Consider the following 17,012-nt stretch of genomic DNA (forward strand, 5'->3'; position numbering starts at 1 on the left):
TCGCCCATCGCCCGCACCTGCTACTCTCAGAGGTGTTGCAGTTTTTTAGCGTTTGGATAACGCAGTATTTACAAAATGAAAGGGACAGCCCGTGAGAAAACCTTTAGCACTCTTTTTTCCGCTTTATACCACCACATTACTGATGCTGCTCGGTTCCGGCCTGCTCACCACTTACATTTCCCTGCGACTGTCGGCGATACACGTCAGCGGCGCGATGATCGGGGCGATTATCGCCGCCAACTACATCGGGCTGGTGATCGGCGGTAAAGTCGGCCATATCCTGATCGCCCGCGTCGGCCACATTCGCGCCTACGTCTCGTGCTCCGGCATCATTACCGCCGCCGTTCTGGGGCACGGTCTGACTGACATTATTCCCGTCTGGGTGGTGCTCCGGCTGATCATCGGTCTGTGCATGATGGTGCAATACATGGTGCTGGAAAGCTGGCTGAACGATCAGGCCGAGGCCAATCAGCGCGGCGTAGTCTTCGGATTTTACATGGTGGCGTCATACCTCGGGATGTCGCTCGGTCAGGTCGTTTTGATGCTCGACAGCGGCCTTGGCGTCAGTACGCTCATCATGATCGCGCTGTGTTTCGCGCTCTGCCTGGTCCCCATCGCGCTGACGACGCGTACCAACGTTGGCCATATGTCCCCGGCGCCGATGGAGCTTAAATTCTTTATCGGTGCGATCCCTAAGGTGCTGGCGATAACGCTCGTCATCGGCATGGTGGTCGGTTCTTTTTACGGGATGGCGCCGATTTACACCAGCCAGCAATCGCTGACCACTCAGCAAACCGGTCTGTTTATGGCGCTGGCGATCTTCGCCGGGCTGCTGGCGCAGTTTCCGCTGAGCTGGCTGTCAGATCGCTATAACCGAAATATGCTGATGCGCATCAACGCGATCCTGCTGGCGGTCGCCGCCCTGCCGCTGGCGTTGCTCACGCATATTTCGTTCCCCGTGCTGCTCGGCATCGGTTTTGTCGTCAGCCTGATGCAGTTCACGCTGTATCCGCTGGTGGTCGCACTCGCCAATGACATGATTGAACCGGAGCGCCGCGTCTCGCTTTCCGCCTGTCTGCTGATGGCGTTTGGCGTCGGTGCCTGTATCGGTCCGCTGGCGGTGGGTGCGCTGATGGAACCGCTCGGTGGCAATATTCTGTATGCCTTTTTCGCCCTGTGCGGAGCGGCAATCGTTGCGCTCAGCCGGACCTCGGCGAAAGAAGAAGAAACGGTGATGGCAGTCGATGCGCCTCTGCCGCACATCGCTATGCCGGACAGTCTGAGCAGTTCACCGCTGTCGCCTGCACTGAACCCGGCCTTTGACGAGCAAATGATTCAGGAAACGATGCCTGCGCCAGAAAACGTCACAGAACCAGCGGTAGAAGAAAGCGAAGTGACAGAAGAAGAGGAAGAAAGCCCGTATCCGCCGCAGGGTGCAGACCCCGAAGTGGATACCGGCTTGCAGCGGGCATTTACATTGCTTGAAGACAGCGTGCCGGAAGAAAGCTCAGATAAGACGTTACAAAAGTGAGGGGCGTCATCGTTGCAGCCCTTGTGGATTCGGACAGCGCGCAGGGACAGGAGCATACTTACTGTACGCGACTGTCACGAGCACTGCCCGGATTCAACAGGGTAAATAAGATGGCCCTAAGCCGGGTTATCGATGTCGATGAACATCACATCTAACCCATGCTCTGACTCAAGCCATTCGCCTAAAGCTTTCACGCCATAACGTTCGGTGGCGTGATGGCCAGCGGCATAGAAATGCAGCCCCATTTCGCGGGCGATGTGGATAGTTTGCTCTGAGACTTCGCCGCTGATGAATGCATCCACGCCAAACTCTGCCGCCTGCTGAATGAAGCCCTGACCGCCGCCGGAGCACCAGGCGATGCGACGAATTTCTTCCGGCCCGCCTTGCGCGCTGTGCAGCACTTTGCGATCTAAAATCACTTCAATTCGCTGACGTAATTCTTCGCCGGATAACGGCTTTTCGAGCTCGCCGTAAGGCACCAGCGGCATGACTTCCCCCTGTACAGCAATGCCAAATAACTCGGCAAGCTGCGCGTTGTTACCGAGAACAGGGTGCGCATCGAGCGGTAAATGGTAGCCATACAAATTGATATCATTCACCAGCAGGGCTTTTAGCCGGTTGCGCTTCATACCGCGTACAACCGCCGGTTCGTTCTTCCAGAAGTAACCGTGATGCACCAAAATTGCGTCGGCTTCGACAGCAATCGCGGCATCCAGCAGATCCTGACAGGCGGTCACCCCGGTAACCACGCGCTGCACATTACGACGCCCCTCGACCTGCAGGCCGTTAGGCGCGTAATCATGGAAATTACTGACATCCAGTTTCTGGTTTATCAGGGCTTCAAGCTGGAGATTATTCATGGTTATTCCCGGTAGAATGGCTTATCAAAACGTTAATTTATCACCCTGCTGCATCCGCACAAACTTCACGCCCAAATTATTGCCTTTCTCCAGCTGCTGCATGATCTCTTTTTCGGGGTCCGCACCGGCTTTCAGGCTGGGTTTCACGTGGCTGATGATCACCGTCAGATCTTTCAGCGCCCCTTCACCACCGGCGTATTGTTGCAAATTGCCAAGCTCTTTCAGCAGCCAGTGCGGCGTGAGATGGCCGAACAGTTTGCTGTCGGGTACGTCATCGGGATATGAGGTTTCGATGATAAGTCCCATCAGCCGTTTTGCTTTGATTTCATCGCCGAGCACGCGCCAGACGGCGTCGAGATTTTTTGATTTCTCGACCTCATCCGGGCCGGTATCGCCAAAGAAGGCGAAGGACTGATTATTGCGGCTGACCAGAATCATGCTCGAAGGCGTACCGCCGTGGCTGAGCGGGTAAATGCGGCCATCGAGACCGGTCAGGCCAAGGGAGAATCGCTGATCCGGACGCTGTAAGTTCAGGCGATAAGTGCCGATACGCAGGCCGCTGCCGGAATCGGTAAAGTTCGGCCAGACGCGGCCATTGAAGTAATGCTGACGCAGCGTGCCGATGGTGTCGGCGGTGCCATAAATCGGTTTTTTGGTGTCTTCGGGCGAGCTGATGATCAGCCCGGCCAGATGGTCGAGATGACCGTGGCTGATAAAGTAGCCGCCGATCAGGTTGCGAAATACCGCGCCCTGCGGAGTGTAGGGGGCGGCATTTTCAGTCGTCACTTCGGGGAAACTGCCTTTCTCCAGCCCTTTACGGATGCCCGGCAATACGGAACCGGCGTCCAGCCCGAGATACAGTTTTTGATCGTCACTGCGCACCAGATATGACGTCAGATTTCCTTCCTCAACGCCACCGTTGACACCCAGTGCGACCACATCAAAGGCCGCCACGGCCTGGCTCGCCCAGCACGCCAGCATCAGCGCCAGCAGGTGTTTTTTCATCACATCGCTCCTTGTCGTGGTGATTAGCAAAAAGGTCAGTCTGACCGGTTTTTTGCCGCCTCAAACGCCGCAAGCGTGTCTTTGCGTGCCCTTGCGTGATCAATGATCGGCAACGGGTAGTCTAGCACGCGATGCTGTTTTTCCGCCCAGCGATGCGGTGTGTGTATGTCTTTTTCCGGCACGTCCGACAGTTCAGGGATCCAGGCCTTGATAAATCGTCCCGCTTTGTCAAAGCGTTCGCCCTGCGTTGTCGGATTGAAAATGCGGAAATACGGTGCGGCGTCGGTCCCTGTCGACGCGCCCCACTGCCAGCCGCCGTTGTTAGCGGCCAGATCGCCGTCGAGCAGCTGCGACATAAAATAGCGTTCGCCTTCGCGCCAGTTGATCAGCAAATCCTTCACCAGAAAACTGGCGACGATCATGCGCAGACGGTTGTGCATCCAGCCGGTGGCGTTGAGCTGGCGCATCGCCGCATCGACTATCGGATAGCCTGTTTTCCCCTCTTTCCACGCCTGTAACTCTTCCGGCGCGTGCCGCCAGTGCACGCCGTCGGTCCAGCCGACAAACGGCTGATGTTTGCAGAGTTTCGGCCATGCGACGATCAGGTGCCGGTAAAACTCGCGCCAGATAAGCTCATTCAGCCAGCCAAACGCGCCGCCGTCAGTTCTGTCGAGCACGTCAGGGCATTCGGTGCGCAGCCGGTTGAAACACTGACGTGGCGAAAGCACGCCAATCGCCAGATAGGGCGAGAGCGAACTGGTGCCATCAACGGCGGGTAAATCGCGCTGCTGAAGATAATCCTGCACCTGCTCACGGCAAAAACTGCGCAACTGATTGCGCGCCGCGTCTTCGCCGACAGCAAAATTCTCGTCGATGTTTTCCAGCGGATAATCGAACGGCATCAGCTTATGCATCACCGTTTTCTGCCCGTGCTCTCGCGCTTTTGGTGCGGGCAGGGAGCGGCTGTCGGATTCCGTCAGGCGGGATAAAAAGGCACGACGAAACGGCGTGTAGACTTTGTACATCTCGTTATTGCCGGTGGTAACCGATCCCGGTGGCAGCAGCAGGCTGTCGTCAAATGCGTGGCATAAAACGTCAGCGCCGACGGCTTTTTCCAGCGCGTCATCGCGCAGACGCTCATTGATTTCATACTGTTTATTGTAAAACAGCGCATCCACCGTTTCCGTTTCGCAGAAACCTTTCATCCAGTTCACACTTGCCGCGAAGTCATCACACTGATGGTAATGCAGCGGGATCCCGCGTTCCGCCAGAGAATGTTGTAGCGACTGAAGATGCTGATAAATAAACGCCGCCTGACGCGGTGCCATTTCATGCTGTTTCCACTGTTCAGGCGTGGCGATAAAGAGAGCGATCACCCGCGCCTGCGGATCCTCACAGGCGGCGTGCAGCGCGCGGTTATCGGTAATACGTAAGTCATTGCGAAACCAGACTAAATGCGTGGTCATAACATTCCCTTTAGTGTCCGTAACGCAAGCGCAGAGCTTCCGGGTAGGGCTCGAAATATCGCTGATCGGCCAGATACGCATCCGGGTATTCGGACATGTAATGTTTGAGCAACGTGATTGGGGCCAGAAGCGGCTGCATTCCCTGACGATAGCGGTCGATAAGCCCCGCCAGTTCCTGACGCTGTGCAGAAGTGAGCTGTTTACGGAAATAGCCCTGCACATGCATCAGCACATTGGTGTGATTACGTCGGGTGGCTTTGTGATTAAGCAGAGTCATCAGCCGCTGGCGATATTCGACGAAATAATCTTCCAGCGATGTCCATTCGGCCATCGCGGCGACAAAACGCCCCAGTTCCCGGTATGCCGGCTGCGAATGCGCCAGTAAAGAGAGTTTGTAACGGCTGTGGAACGCCATCAGTTTGCCGCGTGTCAGGCCGCTTTCACGCAGCTGATTCAGCTCGAAAAGGGTAAATACGCGCTCGACAAAATTCTCGCGAATGACCGGATCGTTCAGCCGCCCGTCTTCTTCCACGGGCAGCCACGGATGCTGTTTCATCAGCTCGGCGGTATAGATACCCACGCCACTCTTCTTGGCATCTTTGCCGTTGGCGCTGTAAACCCGCACGCGTTCCATGCCGCAGCTCGGAGATTTGGCGCAGACGATATAACCACAAAGCTGCGTTAACGGCGCGACGCGCTTTTCAGCGTAGCTCTGCATTTTTTCAGTGATATCGATGGTTTCATCATTGCTGAAGCGCATCGCGACGCCTTCGTCCATTCTGACCAGCCGCAATGCAGGGCGCGGTGTTGGCAGTCCGATAGCCATTTCCGGGCAGATCGGTTCGAAGCGAACATAAGGCGCCAGCTGCTCTACGGCAAAGGCGTACCGCTTGTGGCCGCCATCGAAGCGGACTTTGTCGCCCAGCAGGCATGCGCTGATGCCGATAGGGATTGTTTTTGTCATTGTCAGCTCCCGACGTTGAAGTGAAAAAAGGGAGTGTCAGTGATTCATCACTCTCATGTATTACTCAGTATAAGTTATACATAAAAATAATGTTGTACAGGTTTTCCGAAAGGGCAATAAAAAACCCCGTCTGGAGGACGGGGTTTAAAAAGGCTGTGTGTTAAATCGATTCAGTTCACAAATCAGTAGAAATCTTGTGTTGCCATTTCAGCATGTGCCAGCCAGACCGGTTTATCGCTGGTCTTCATCCAGACGCGGTGTAAATAGCTGTAAAAACGGGCGCGATCGGCGCGGAACAGCATGACCGGTAAGGCGAGAAGACCGGCGGCCAGCACAAAAGCGCGGCGGGCCAAAATACGGGTCATGGTGTAAGGCGTGTAATCAGACGTAGCTTTCATCGCGTTGCTCCTGTGAAATTTGGAAAGTTTATGGAAACTGGAAGTTGTGAAAAATTTTACGGCAATTGCTGAAATTTTACCACTCATCTGACCACTTTAAAGTGTAAATTTTCGCCATTTTCCACCTGACGGTGTAATTGAGTTACAAAATGGTTAACCAAATACAGCTATAACGTTTCTATTTAGTTTTTTATTTGCGCATTTTTATACTTTCTTTACACCGAAGCCCCCTTTCTTTTCAGGATCTTTGCCCGCGTTTTCTTATTCTCCTCCCAACATAAAAACACACCTGTGGAGGTGGATTGTGACTGTTGGCGTAATCTGCGGCGCATTGCTGGTTCTTCTGCTGCTCGGCTATCTGGTTTATGCCTTGCTGAATGCGGAGGATTTTTAAATGGCCGCAACCGGATTCTTACTGATTGCCAGTTTTATGCTGGTGCTTTTGCTGCTGGCAAAACCACTGGGTAACTTTATTGCTCAACTTATTGAAGGACAGCCTGGCGCATTTTTGCAGCGCGTAGAAAACGGGGTATTACGCACATCTGGCAGCAGCGATGCTGAAATGAACTGGTGGCAGTACGCGCTGGCGATCATGGTGTTCAACATTCTGGGGATTATCGTGCTGATGGCCATGCTGATGGCTCAGGGTGCGTTGCCGATGAACCCGCAGCATTTTGGCGGATTGTCGTGGGATCTGGCGTTTAATACCGCCGTCAGTTTCGTCACCAATACCAACTGGCAGGCCTACAGCGGCGAAAGCACGCTGAGCTATCTGAGCCAGATGGTCGGTTTGACCGTTCAAAACTTCCTGTCGGCTGCGACCGGTATCGCCGTGGCGTTTGCCCTGATCCGCGCCTTTGCGCGCCCTTCTGCGCAAACCATCGGTAACGCCTGGACGGATTTATGGCGCATCACGGTGTATTTGCTGCTGCCGGTGGCCTTCCTGCTGGCACTGTTCTTCGTCAGTCAGGGCGTGATTCAGAATTTTGAAGCTTATCAGCACATCACCACGTTGGAAGGCCTGCAACAAACGTTGCCTATGGGGCCGGTGGCGTCGCAGGAAGCGATCAAAATGCTGGGCACCAACGGCGGTGGCTTCTTCGGCGCTAACTCGGCGCATCCGTTTGAAAACCCGACAGCGCTGACCAACATGGTGCAGATGCTGGCGATCTTCATCATCCCTTGCGCCCTGTGCTTTGCGTTCGGTCGCGTGGTTGGTGACAACCGTCAGGGCAACGCACTGGTGTGGGCGATGTCGGTGATTTTTGTGGTGTCGGTGGTGGTGGTGATGTACGCCGAATTGCAGGGTAACCCGCACTTCACGGCGCTCGGAGCCAGCAGCAACATCAATATGGAAGGCAAGGAGAGTCGCTTCGGCATTCTCGCCTCAAGCCTGTATGCGGTGGTGACGACGGCAGCCTCCTGTGGCGCGGTCAACGCGATGCACGACTCCTTCACCGCGCTCGGTGGAATGGTGCCGATGTGGCTGATGCAGATTGGTGAAGTGGTATTCGGCGGCGTGGGTTCAGGCCTGTACGGCATGTTGCTGTTCGTTCTGCTGACGGTGTTTATCGCCGGGCTGATGATTGGCCGCACGCCGGAATATCTCGGCAAGAAAATCGACGTTTATGACATGAAGATGACTGCGCTGGCGATCCTGGTCACTCCTACGCTGGTACTGCTCGGCACCGCGCTGGCGCTGGTCACCGATGCAGGTCGCGCGGGTATTCTTAACCCCGGCGCGCACGGTTTTAGCGAAGTGTTGTATGCGGTCTCTTCCGCCGCCAACAACAACGGCAGCGCGTTCGCCGGGCTCAGCGTCAACACGCCGTTCTATAACCTGTTGCTGGCGTTCTGCATGTTCTTCGGGCGCTTTGGCGTGATCCTGCCGGTGCTGGCGATTGCCGGTTCGCTGGTGGCGAAAAAACGTCAGCAGGCAGGCAACGGCACGCTGCCGACCTCCGGTCCGCTGTTTATCGGCCTGCTGGTCGGGACCGTACTGTTAGTCGGTGCGCTGACCTTTATTCCGGCGCTGGCGCTGGGGCCGGTCGCGGAACATCTGCAGGTCTGGTCAGCACAATAATGCTGCGTAATTCGTTGAATTAATGAATATAGAGATTAATAAAATGACTCGTAAACAACGTGCGCTGTTTGAACCACGCCTGATCCGCACTGCCCTGTGGGATGCGGCGAAAAAGCTGGATCCACGCGTTCAGTGGCGCAATCCGGTAATGTTCGTGGTGTATCTGGGCAGTATTCTGACCACGGTTATCTGGCTGGCGATCCTGATGCATCGCACCGACGGCAGCGCCGCCTTTACCGGCAGCGTGTCGCTGTGGCTGTGGTTCACCGTGCTGTTTGCCAACTTTGCCGAAGCGCTGGCGGAAGGCCGCAGTAAGGCGCAGGCGCAGAGCCTGAAAGGCGTGCAGAAAACCAGCTGGGCGAAGAAAATTTATGAACCGCGCCCGGATTCGCCGGTGATTAAAGTCGCGGCGGACGAGCTGCGTAAAGGCGATATGGTGCTGATCGAAGCCGGGGATACCGTGCCGTGCGACGGTGAAGTGCTGGTCGGCGGCGCGTCGGTGGATGAAAGTGCGATCACCGGCGAATCTGCGCCGGTTATCCGCGAATCCGGCGGCGACTTCTCCTCGGTGACCGGCGGGACGCGCGTGCTCTCCGACTGGCTGGTGGTGCAATGTTCCGCCAACCCCGGCGACACTTTCCTCGACCGCATGATTGCCATGGTTGAAGGCGCAAAACGTCGCAAAACACCCAATGAAGTGGCGCTGACTATTTTGCTGGTCGCCCTGACGCTGGTCTTCGTGCTGGCAACCGCCACGCTTTATCCGTTCTCGCTGTTTAGTGTGGACGCCAGTCATGCCGGTATTCCTGTCACCGTGACCGTGCTGGTCGCGCTGCTGGTATGCCTGATCCCGACCACCATTGGCGGTTTACTGTCGGCTATCGGCGTGGCGGGAATGAGCCGCATGCTGGAAGCCAACGTGATTGCCACCAGCGGCCGTGCGGTGGAAGCCGCCGGTGACGTGGATGTGTTGTTGCTGGATAAAACCGGCACCATCACACTGGGTAACCGCCAGGCATCGCAGTTCCTGCCCGCCCCTCAGGTGACGGAACAGGAACTGGCCGATGCCGCGCAGTTATCTTCGCTGGCCGATGAAACGCCGGAAGGCCGCAGTATCGTGGTGCTGGCAAAACAGCGCTTTAATCTGCGCGAACGCGACATTCATTCGCTCAATGCCACCTTCGTCCCTTTCTCGGCACAAACCCGTATGAGCGGCGTGAACGTCGGCGACCGCAATATCCGTAAAGGCGCGGTAGACGCTATCCGTCGTCATGTGGAATCCAACGGCGGCACGTTCCCGAAAGTCGTCGACGGGCTGGTGGAAACCGTCGCGCGTAAAGGCGGTACGCCGCTGGTGGTGGCCGAAGGCGCGAAAGTGCTGGGTGTGGTCGAACTGAAAGACATTGTTAAAGGCGGCATCAAGGAACGTTTCGCCGAGCTGCGCAAGATGGGCATCAAAACGGTAATGATCACCGGCGATAACCGTCTGACCGCAGCAGCCATTGCCGCCGAAGCGGGCGTCGATGATTTTCTGGCCGAAGCGACGCCGGAAGCCAAACTGGCGCTGATCCGCCAGTACCAGTCGGAAGGCCGTCTGGTGGCCATGACTGGCGACGGCACCAACGACGCCCCGGCGCTGGCACAGGCTGACGTGGCGGTGGCGATGAACTCCGGTACTCAGGCTGCGAAAGAAGCCGGGAACATGGTGGATCTGGATTCCAACCCGACCAAGCTGATTGAAGTGGTGCACATCGGTAAACAGATGCTGATGACCCGCGGCTCGCTGACCACGTTCAGTATCGCCAACGACGTCGCCAAGTATTTTGCCATCATTCCGGCAGCGTTCGCGGCAACTTATCCGCAGCTGAATGCCCTGAACGTGATGCACCTGACCTCACCGTCTTCGGCCATCATGTCGGCAGTTATTTTCAACGCCCTGGTGATTGTGTTCCTGATCCCGCTGGCGCTGAAAGGCGTGAGCTATAAAGCCATGAGCGCCGCATCGCTGTTGCGCCGTAACCTGTGGATTTATGGCGTGGGCGGTCTGCTGGTGCCGTTTGTTGGTATCAAGCTTATCGACATGATCCTGACCGTTTTACACCTGAGCTGATTGATTAAAAGGAAGACCATTATGTCTGTTACACGTATTGCGTATGTTCGCCCGGCTCTGGTGATGACCGTTCTGCTGACGCTGGCCACCGGCGTGGCCTATCCCCTGCTGACCACCGGCGTTTCCGAACTGGTGTTCAGCTCGCAGGCACGGGGTTCACTCATCAATGGCAGCAGCGACAAAGTGATCGGATCGGAGCTTATCGGGCAGAATTTTACCCGCAACGAGTACTTCTGGGGCCGTCCGTCAGTCACGTCCGATTCGCCGTATAACCCGATGGCGTCAGCGGGCAGCAATCTGGCGGCCAGTAATCCGGCGCTGGATCAGGCGGTGAAAGACCGTATCGCGGCGCTGCGTAAAGCCAACCCGCAAAGCTCCGCCACGGTGCCTGTCGATTTGGTCACTGCCAGCGGCAGCGGGCTGGATCCGCAGATATCCGTGGAAGCGGCGCAATGGCAGGGGCAGCGCATTGCCACCGCCCGCGGGTTGCCACTGGCGCAAGTGAATAAATTGATTGATGATAATACATCATCACCGCTGATAGGTTACCTCGGCCCGACGGTGGTCAACGTGCTGAAACTCAATCAGGCGCTGGATAAACTGAAAGCCAACTAATGTAGCCAAAATAATTCGGGTCGCAGGAAGGCGGCCCGAAGTATGAAGGATAATATGACAGAAGATAACCGCCCCGACCCTGACAGCTTACTGGCGCTCGCCAATGAGAAGCCGCGCGGGCAACTGAAGGTCTTTTTCGGCGCCTGCGCAGGCGTCGGGAAAACATACGCCATGTTGCAGGAAGCGCAGAGGTTGCGCGCCACCGGTCTCGATGTGCTGGTCGGTGTGGTGGAAACCCACGGGCGGCAGGAAACGCAGGCTCTGTTGCCGGGGCTGACGCTATTGCCACCCAAACGCATTCACCATCGCGGACGTCAGGTGCAGGAGTTTGACCTCGACGCCGCGCTGGCCCGCCGCCCTGCCCTGATCCTGATGGACGAACTGGCGCACAGCAACGCCGCCGGTTCGCGCCATCCTAAGCGCTGGCAGGATATTGAAGAATTACTCAATGCCGGTATCGACGTTTTTACCACCGTAAACGTTCAGCATCTGGAAAGCCTGAACGACGTGGTCAGCGGCGTGACCGGCATTATTATTCGTGAAACCGTCCCCGATCGTCTGTTTGATGATGCCAGCGAAGTGGTGCTGGTGGATTTACCCCCCGACTCCCTGCGTCAGCGCCTGAAAGAAGGCAAAGTCTATATTCCCGGTCAGGCCGAACGCGCCATCGAGCACTTTTTCCGCAAAGGCAATCTGATTGCCCTGCGCGAACTTTCCCTGCGCCGCACCGCCGATCGCGTTGACGATCAGATGCGGGAATACCGCGACGATCAGGGCGTCAACCGCGTCTGGCACACCCGTGATGCGCTGTTGTTATGCATCGGGCATGGCGGCGGCAACGAAAAACTGGTGCGCGTCGCGTCCCGTCTGGCGGCGCGCCTCGGCTGCGTCTGGCACGCTGTTTATGTCGAAACGCCGCGTCTGCACCGGTTACCGGAAGGCCAGCGCCGCGCGATTTTACATTCACTGAAACTGGCGCAGGAATTGGGCGCTGAAACTGCCACGCTTTCCGAGCCGCACGAAGAACAGGCGATTTTGCGCTATGCCCGCGAACATCGCCTGGGCAAAATCATGATGGGCCGCCGGCGTGAAAAACGCTGGAAACCCGGCGGCAGCTTTGCCGACAAGCTGGCGGATATCGGCCCGGATCTCGATCTGATTATCGTCGGGCTGGAAGATTCCCCTGCCACGCCGGTACGTAAAGAGCAGGATTCACGCACGTTTGCCGACCGGTTCAGCCGCCAGCTGTGGGGCTGTTCGCTGGCCGTCGCGCTGTGTGCGCTGATCACCGTGCTGTCACAGTGGCTTATCCCGGCCTTCGATCAGGCCAACCTGGTGATGGTGTATCTGCTCGGCGTGGTGATCGTCGCACTGTTTTATGGCCGCTGGCCGTCCGTATTGGCGGCGGTGATTAACGTCGTCAGTTTTGACTTATTCTTTGTGCAGCCGCGCGGCTCGCTCGCCGTCACCGACGCGCAATATCTGGTGACTTTCGGCGTGATGCTGTTGGTCGGTATTCTGATCGGGAATCTCACCGCCGGTGTACGTTATCAGGCGCGTATCGCCCGCCACCGCGAAAAACGCGCACAACATCTGTATGAGATGTCGAAAAGCCTCAGTCAGGCGCTGACGCCGGAAGCCATCGCGCAAACCAGCCGCCACTTTATCTCCTCCAGCCTGCACGCTAAAACCGCCATTCTGCTGCCGCAGGAAAATGGCGAACTGGCGCAGCCTGCCGGAGAAGTCACGTCGATTGTCGTAGACGACGCCATCGCGCGCTGGAGTTTCGATAAGAAACTGCCCGCCGGTGCAGGCACTGATACCCTGCCCGGCGTGCCGTATCAGTTACTGCCGCTGGTGGCGTCCGGCGGATCCTGCGGGCTGCTGGCGGTGGAGCCCACCAATATTCGCCAGCTCTTGGTGCCGGAACAGCAGCGTTTGTTGCAGACCTTTACCGTGCTTATCGCCAATGCCCTCGACCGCCTGCATCTGGCTGCACGTGCGGAATCTGCACGGCTGGAAACCGAGCGCGAGCAGCTGCGCAACTCACTGCTTTCGGCCCTCTCTCACGATTTACGCACGCCGCTCACCGTTCTGTTCGGACAGGCGGAAATCCTGACGCTGGATCTGGCATCGGAAGGCTCGAAGCACGCACCGCAGGCCAGCCAGATCCGCCAGCAGGTGCTGAGCACTACACGGCTGGTGAACAATTTACTGGATATGGCGCGTATTCAGTCGGGCGGGTTTAATCTGCGCAAAGAGTGGCAGTCGGTTGAAGAGATCACCGGCAGCGCGTTACGGATGCTGGAACCGGTGCTGGCGAACGACAATATCAAAATCGATTTACCGCCAGAAATGGTGCTGGTGAACTGCGATGCCAGCCTGATCGAGCGGGTGCTGATCAATCTGCTGGAGAACGCCCATAAATACGCCGGGATCGGCGCAACCATCGGTATCAAAGCCACGCCGCTGGAGGAATGGCTGGAGATCGAAGTCTGGGATAACGGCCCCGGCATTGCGGCGGGAACCGAGCAAAAAATCTTTGAGAAATTCGCACGCGGGAATAAAGAATCGGCCATTCCGGGCGTGGGGTTGGGATTAGCCATTTGTCGTGCCATTATTGAGGTGCACGACGGACGGATCTGGGCAGAAAACGGCCTGAACGGCGGTGCGCGTTTCCGTTTCAGGCTGCCGCTGGAAGCTTTGCCTGATATGGAGAATGACATGGAAAAAGACATCGGCGAGGCCCCGTGACCGCATCCCACATCAATATTTTGATTGTTGAAGACGAAAAAGAAATCCGCCGCTTTGTGCGCACAGCGCTGGAAGCGGAAGGCTTACGGGTGTTTGAAAGTGAAACATTGCAGCGCGGGCTGATTGAGGCCGGCACGCGAAAACCGGATCTGATTATTCTCGATCTCGGTTTACCGGACGGTGACGGCTTGACCTATATTCGCGATTTGCGCCACTGGAGCGCCATCCCGATCATTGTGTTGTCCGCACGCACCCGCGAAGAAGACAAGATTGCCGCGCTGGATGCCGGTGCCGATGATTTTCTCACCAAGCCGTTTGGCGTCGGTGAACTGCTGGCGCGTGTTCGCGTGGCGCTGCGCCGTCAGGCAAACAGCTCGCAGGAAAGCCCGCTGGTGACGTTTTCCGATGTGACTGTCGATCTGATCAACCGCCGCGTTCAGCGTAACGGTGAAGATTGTCATCTGACGCCGATCGAGTTTCGCCTGCTGGCCGAGTTGCTGGCAAACAGCGGCAAAGTCATTACTCAGCGTCAGTTATTGAGCCACGTTTGGGGCCCGAATTACGTCGAACACAGCCATTATCTGCGCATCTACATGGGGCATTTACGCCAGAAACTGGAGGCCGACGCCACCCGTCCGCGTCATCTACTGACGGAAACCGGCGTTGGCTATCGCTTTATGCCGTAGGGGCTTCGGGTGCGTCATTGTCGGTTTTAACGGGCGCAAATTCCGCTTCAATACTTTCTGCCGCCTGCTGCAAAATCGCGCTCACGCGCAGTACCTGCTCCGGTGTTAAATCATCACGCATCATGTTGCCGCGCAGTGCATGTTTCAGGCGATGCATGGTCTCATGAATGCTTTCCGCCAGATTGTTTTCCTTCGGTCGGGTAGCTCCGGCCAGACGGGCAAAGATCACGTCCACCGCATCCTGATGCTGCGCCAGTTCGGTTTTACCGGCCTCGGTTAACTGATAGCTTTTGCGACCATTTCCGGTGGCCACGGCTTCCAGAAAATCTTGTTCTTCCAGCAGGGTCAGCGTCGGATAAATCACCCCTGGACTTGGCACATACAGGCCAGAAGAAGCTTCTTCGATGGCTTTGATCAGCTCATACCCGTGACTCGGTTTCTTGGCCACCAGCGCCAGCAGAACGCGGCGTAAATCACCATGCTCGAACAGACGATGCACACCGCGTTCGCCGCGAGGACCGCCCCGGCGACCTTCGCCACGACCACCGCGACGCGCACGCCCTTCTTCTCCATGCTCTTCACCGCGATGACGTCCGTCACGGCGCAATGCATGACGTTCGCTGTGACCGCTCATGTCTGATTCATGACGGCAATGGCCGCGGTGCCCTTCTTCCCTGCTTGTGTGACCGCGATGACGGCCTTCAAACATTTTGCTAAACATATTTTATGTCCTATTTAGATATATCGAATTATTTCGATATATCTAAACTAGATCGAATTTTAAGATGTGGCAAGCGGGAAGACGCATTTAGATATATCTTTTTTGTTTCCTAAATCGCAGACAAAAAAAAGCGCTGAGTAATCAGCGCTTTTGATGAGATGAAGAAACCGGCTTATTTTGCGTCGGCGAGCACTTTGCTGACGATTTCTACGGCTTCTTTCTCGATTTGCTCACGATGTTCTGCACCAAGGAAGCTTTCACAATAGATTTTGTAGGCTTCTTCTGTACCGGACGGACGTGCCGCGAACCAGCCGTTTTTGGTCATCACTTTCAGACCGCCGATCGATGCGCCGTTACCCGGTGCATTGGTCAGACGGGCGGTGATCGGGTCACCGGCCAGCGTGTCGGCTTTCACCTGCTCAGGGGAAAGTTTTGACAGCGCGGCTTTCTGAGCGTGAGTCGCAGGCGCCTGGATGCGGTTGTAGCTTGGCGCACCAAAGCGGGCGGCCAGTTCGTTGTAATGTTCCTGCGGATTCTTGCCGGTCACTGCGGTAATTTCCGCGGCCAGCAGGCACATGATGATGCCGTCTTTGTCGGTCGACCACGGTGTACCGTCGAAACGCAGGAAAGAAGCCCCTGCACTTTCTTCGCCACCAAAACCGAAGCTGCCGTCAAACAGACCATCAACGAACCATTTGAAACCGACCGGTACTTCAACCAGTTTACGCCCCAAATCTTCGACAACGCGGTCAATCATTGCGCTTGAAACCAGCGTTTTACCGACGGCGACGTCTTTGCCCCACTGCGGACGATGCTGGAACAGATACTGAATCGCCACGGCCAGATAATGGTTAGGGTTCATCAGACCAGCAGGCGTCACGATACCGTGGCGGTCGTAGTCAGGGTCATTGGCAAAGGCCAGATCGAATTTATCACGCAGCGCCAGCAAACCGGCCATTGCGGATTCAGACGAGCAGTCCATGCGGATCACGCCGTCGTGGTCGAGATGCATGAAACGGAAAGTCTGATCGACGTGATCGTTCACCAGCGTCAGATCCAGTTTGTAATGCTCAGCGATACGCTTCCAGTATTCGATACCGGAGCCACCGAGCGGATCCACACCCAGCTTCAGACCGGCTTTCTGAATCGCGGCCATGTCGACAATTTCGGTCAGGCCTTCGATAAACGGCTGAACCAAATCCTGTTCGACCAGATGACTGCTTTTCCACGCCTGATCCAGAGACTGACGCTTCACGCCGGAAAGCTTTGCGGCCAGCAGAGCGTTGGCACGTTTCTCGATAACCGACGTCAGATTGGTATCTGCCGGACCGCCGTTGGTCGGGTTATATTTGATGCCGCCGTCTTCCGGTGGGTTGTGCGACGGGGTAATGACGATGCCATCAGCCAGTGCGCCACCCTTGCGGTTGTGAGTCAGGATAGCGTGAGACACCGCCGGAGTTGGGGTGAAACCGTTGTTTTCCTGCACGATGACGTCAACGCCGTTGGCCGTCAGCACTTCCAGCACAGAGATAAATGCCGGTTCGGACAATGCATGGGTATCTTTCCCCACGTAGCACGGACCGGTAGTGCCCTGCTCTTTGCGCACTTCGGCAATCGCCTGAGCAATCGCCAGAATGTGCGCTTCATTAAAGCTGTGACGCAACGAACTACCGCGATGGCCGGAGGTCCCGAATTTCACCGCATGCGCGGTATTTTGTGGGTCCGGTTGCAGAACGTAATATTGTGACGTTAACTGCGCCACATTGATCAAATCGCTTTGCTGAGCAGGTTGCCCTGCACGGGGGTGATTAGCCACTGG

14 protein-coding genes are annotated in these 17,012 nt (G+C 56.5%); 7 read left to right on the top strand and 7 right to left on the bottom strand.

All coding sequences use genetic code 11. The features are described from left to right. Positions 1 to 142 precede the first annotated feature (142 nt). Positions 143 to 1,531 carry an MFS transporter gene (locus I2123_RS17485; protein WP_414060274.1) on the top strand — a complete coding sequence of 463 codons (1,389 nt, stop codon included), beginning with the start codon at positions 143 to 145 and terminating at the stop codon, positions 1,529 to 1,531. A 116-nt stretch (positions 1,532 to 1,647) separates the two neighbouring features. On the opposite strand, the gene I2123_RS17490 is transcribed toward I2123_RS17485, so the two are convergent. From I2123_RS17490 to I2123_RS17510, 5 genes are all read right to left on the bottom strand, one after another. Next, positions 1,648 to 2,391 (bottom strand): type 2 GTP cyclohydrolase I, encoded by a 744-nt coding sequence (locus I2123_RS17490; protein ID WP_213051126.1) that lies wholly within the window; start codon positions 2,389 to 2,391, stop codon positions 1,648 to 1,650. Positions 2,392 to 2,415: 24 nt separating this feature from the next. Next, positions 2,416 to 3,396 carry an MBL fold metallo-hydrolase gene (locus tag I2123_RS17495; protein WP_213051127.1) on the bottom strand — a complete coding sequence of 327 codons (981 nt, stop codon included), beginning with the start codon at positions 3,394 to 3,396 and terminating at the stop codon, positions 2,416 to 2,418. Positions 3,397 to 3,431: 35 nt separating this feature from the next. Next, positions 3,432 to 4,862 carry a deoxyribodipyrimidine photo-lyase gene (gene phrB / locus I2123_RS17500; RefSeq protein WP_213051128.1) on the bottom strand — a complete coding sequence of 477 codons (1,431 nt, stop codon included), beginning with the start codon at positions 4,860 to 4,862 and terminating at the stop codon, positions 3,432 to 3,434. 10 nt (positions 4,863 to 4,872) lie between these two features. Further along, on the bottom strand, positions 4,873 to 5,826 hold the full coding sequence (locus I2123_RS17505) for a YbgA family protein (protein WP_112168992.1): 954 nt from the start codon (positions 5,824 to 5,826) through the stop codon (positions 4,873 to 4,875). 182 nt (positions 5,827 to 6,008) lie between these two features. Next, positions 6,009 to 6,224, bottom strand: a complete 216-nt coding sequence (locus I2123_RS17510) for a YbfA family protein (RefSeq protein ID WP_112168993.1) — start codon at positions 6,222 to 6,224, stop codon at positions 6,009 to 6,011. Positions 6,225 to 6,528: 304 nt separating this feature from the next. Between I2123_RS17510 and I2123_RS17515 the strand changes: the two genes are divergently transcribed. The 6 genes from I2123_RS17515 to kdpE are packed head-to-tail and all read left to right on the top strand — an operon-like array spanning position 6,529 to position 14,472. Further along, a complete protein-coding gene (locus I2123_RS17515; protein ID WP_101075733.1) occupies positions 6,529 to 6,618 on the top strand; it encodes a K(+)-transporting ATPase subunit F in 90 nt (29 codons plus the stop codon). Next, entirely contained in the window at positions 6,619 to 8,307 is a 1,689-nt protein-coding gene (kdpA, locus tag I2123_RS17520) for a potassium-transporting ATPase subunit KdpA (RefSeq protein WP_213051129.1), read from the top strand. It begins immediately after the preceding gene. Between the two features lie 43 nt (positions 8,308 to 8,350). Further along, positions 8,351 to 10,417, top strand: coding sequence for a potassium-transporting ATPase subunit KdpB (gene kdpB, locus I2123_RS17525; protein ID WP_213051130.1), 2,067 nt, complete (start codon positions 8,351 to 8,353; stop codon positions 10,415 to 10,417). 21 nt (positions 10,418 to 10,438) lie between these two features. Then, positions 10,439 to 11,032, top strand: coding sequence for a potassium-transporting ATPase subunit KdpC (gene kdpC, locus I2123_RS17530; RefSeq protein WP_112168996.1), 594 nt, complete (start codon positions 10,439 to 10,441; stop codon positions 11,030 to 11,032). Positions 11,033 to 11,086: 54 nt separating this feature from the next. Beyond that, a complete protein-coding gene (gene kdpD, locus I2123_RS17535; RefSeq protein ID WP_213051131.1) occupies positions 11,087 to 13,786 on the top strand; it encodes a two-component system sensor histidine kinase KdpD in 2,700 nt (899 codons plus the stop codon). Continuing rightward, positions 13,783 to 14,472 (top strand): two-component system response regulator KdpE, encoded by a 690-nt coding sequence (gene kdpE / locus I2123_RS17540; RefSeq protein ID WP_112168997.1) that lies wholly within the window; start codon positions 13,783 to 13,785, stop codon positions 14,470 to 14,472. Before kdpD ends, kdpE begins: the two co-directional genes overlap by 4 nt. On the opposite strand, the gene I2123_RS17545 is transcribed toward kdpE, so the two are convergent. After that, complete coding sequence (locus I2123_RS17545; protein ID WP_213051132.1) at positions 14,462 to 15,193, bottom strand: PadR family transcriptional regulator; 732 nt, start codon at positions 15,191 to 15,193, stop codon at positions 14,462 to 14,464. The genes kdpE and I2123_RS17545 overlap by 11 nt on opposite strands. Positions 15,194 to 15,365: 172 nt before the next feature. Next, positions 15,366 to 17,009: a phosphoglucomutase (alpha-D-glucose-1,6-bisphosphate-dependent) gene (gene pgm / locus I2123_RS17550; RefSeq protein WP_213051133.1), complete on the bottom strand. Its 1,644-nt coding sequence runs from the start codon at positions 17,007 to 17,009 to the stop codon at positions 15,366 to 15,368. Between the last annotated feature and the right edge of the window lie 3 nt (positions 17,010 to 17,012).

The sequence above is a fragment of the Rahnella inusitata genome, from assembly GCF_018288855.1.
GTDB classification, from domain to species: Bacteria; Pseudomonadota; Gammaproteobacteria; order Enterobacterales; family Enterobacteriaceae; genus Rahnella; species Rahnella inusitata.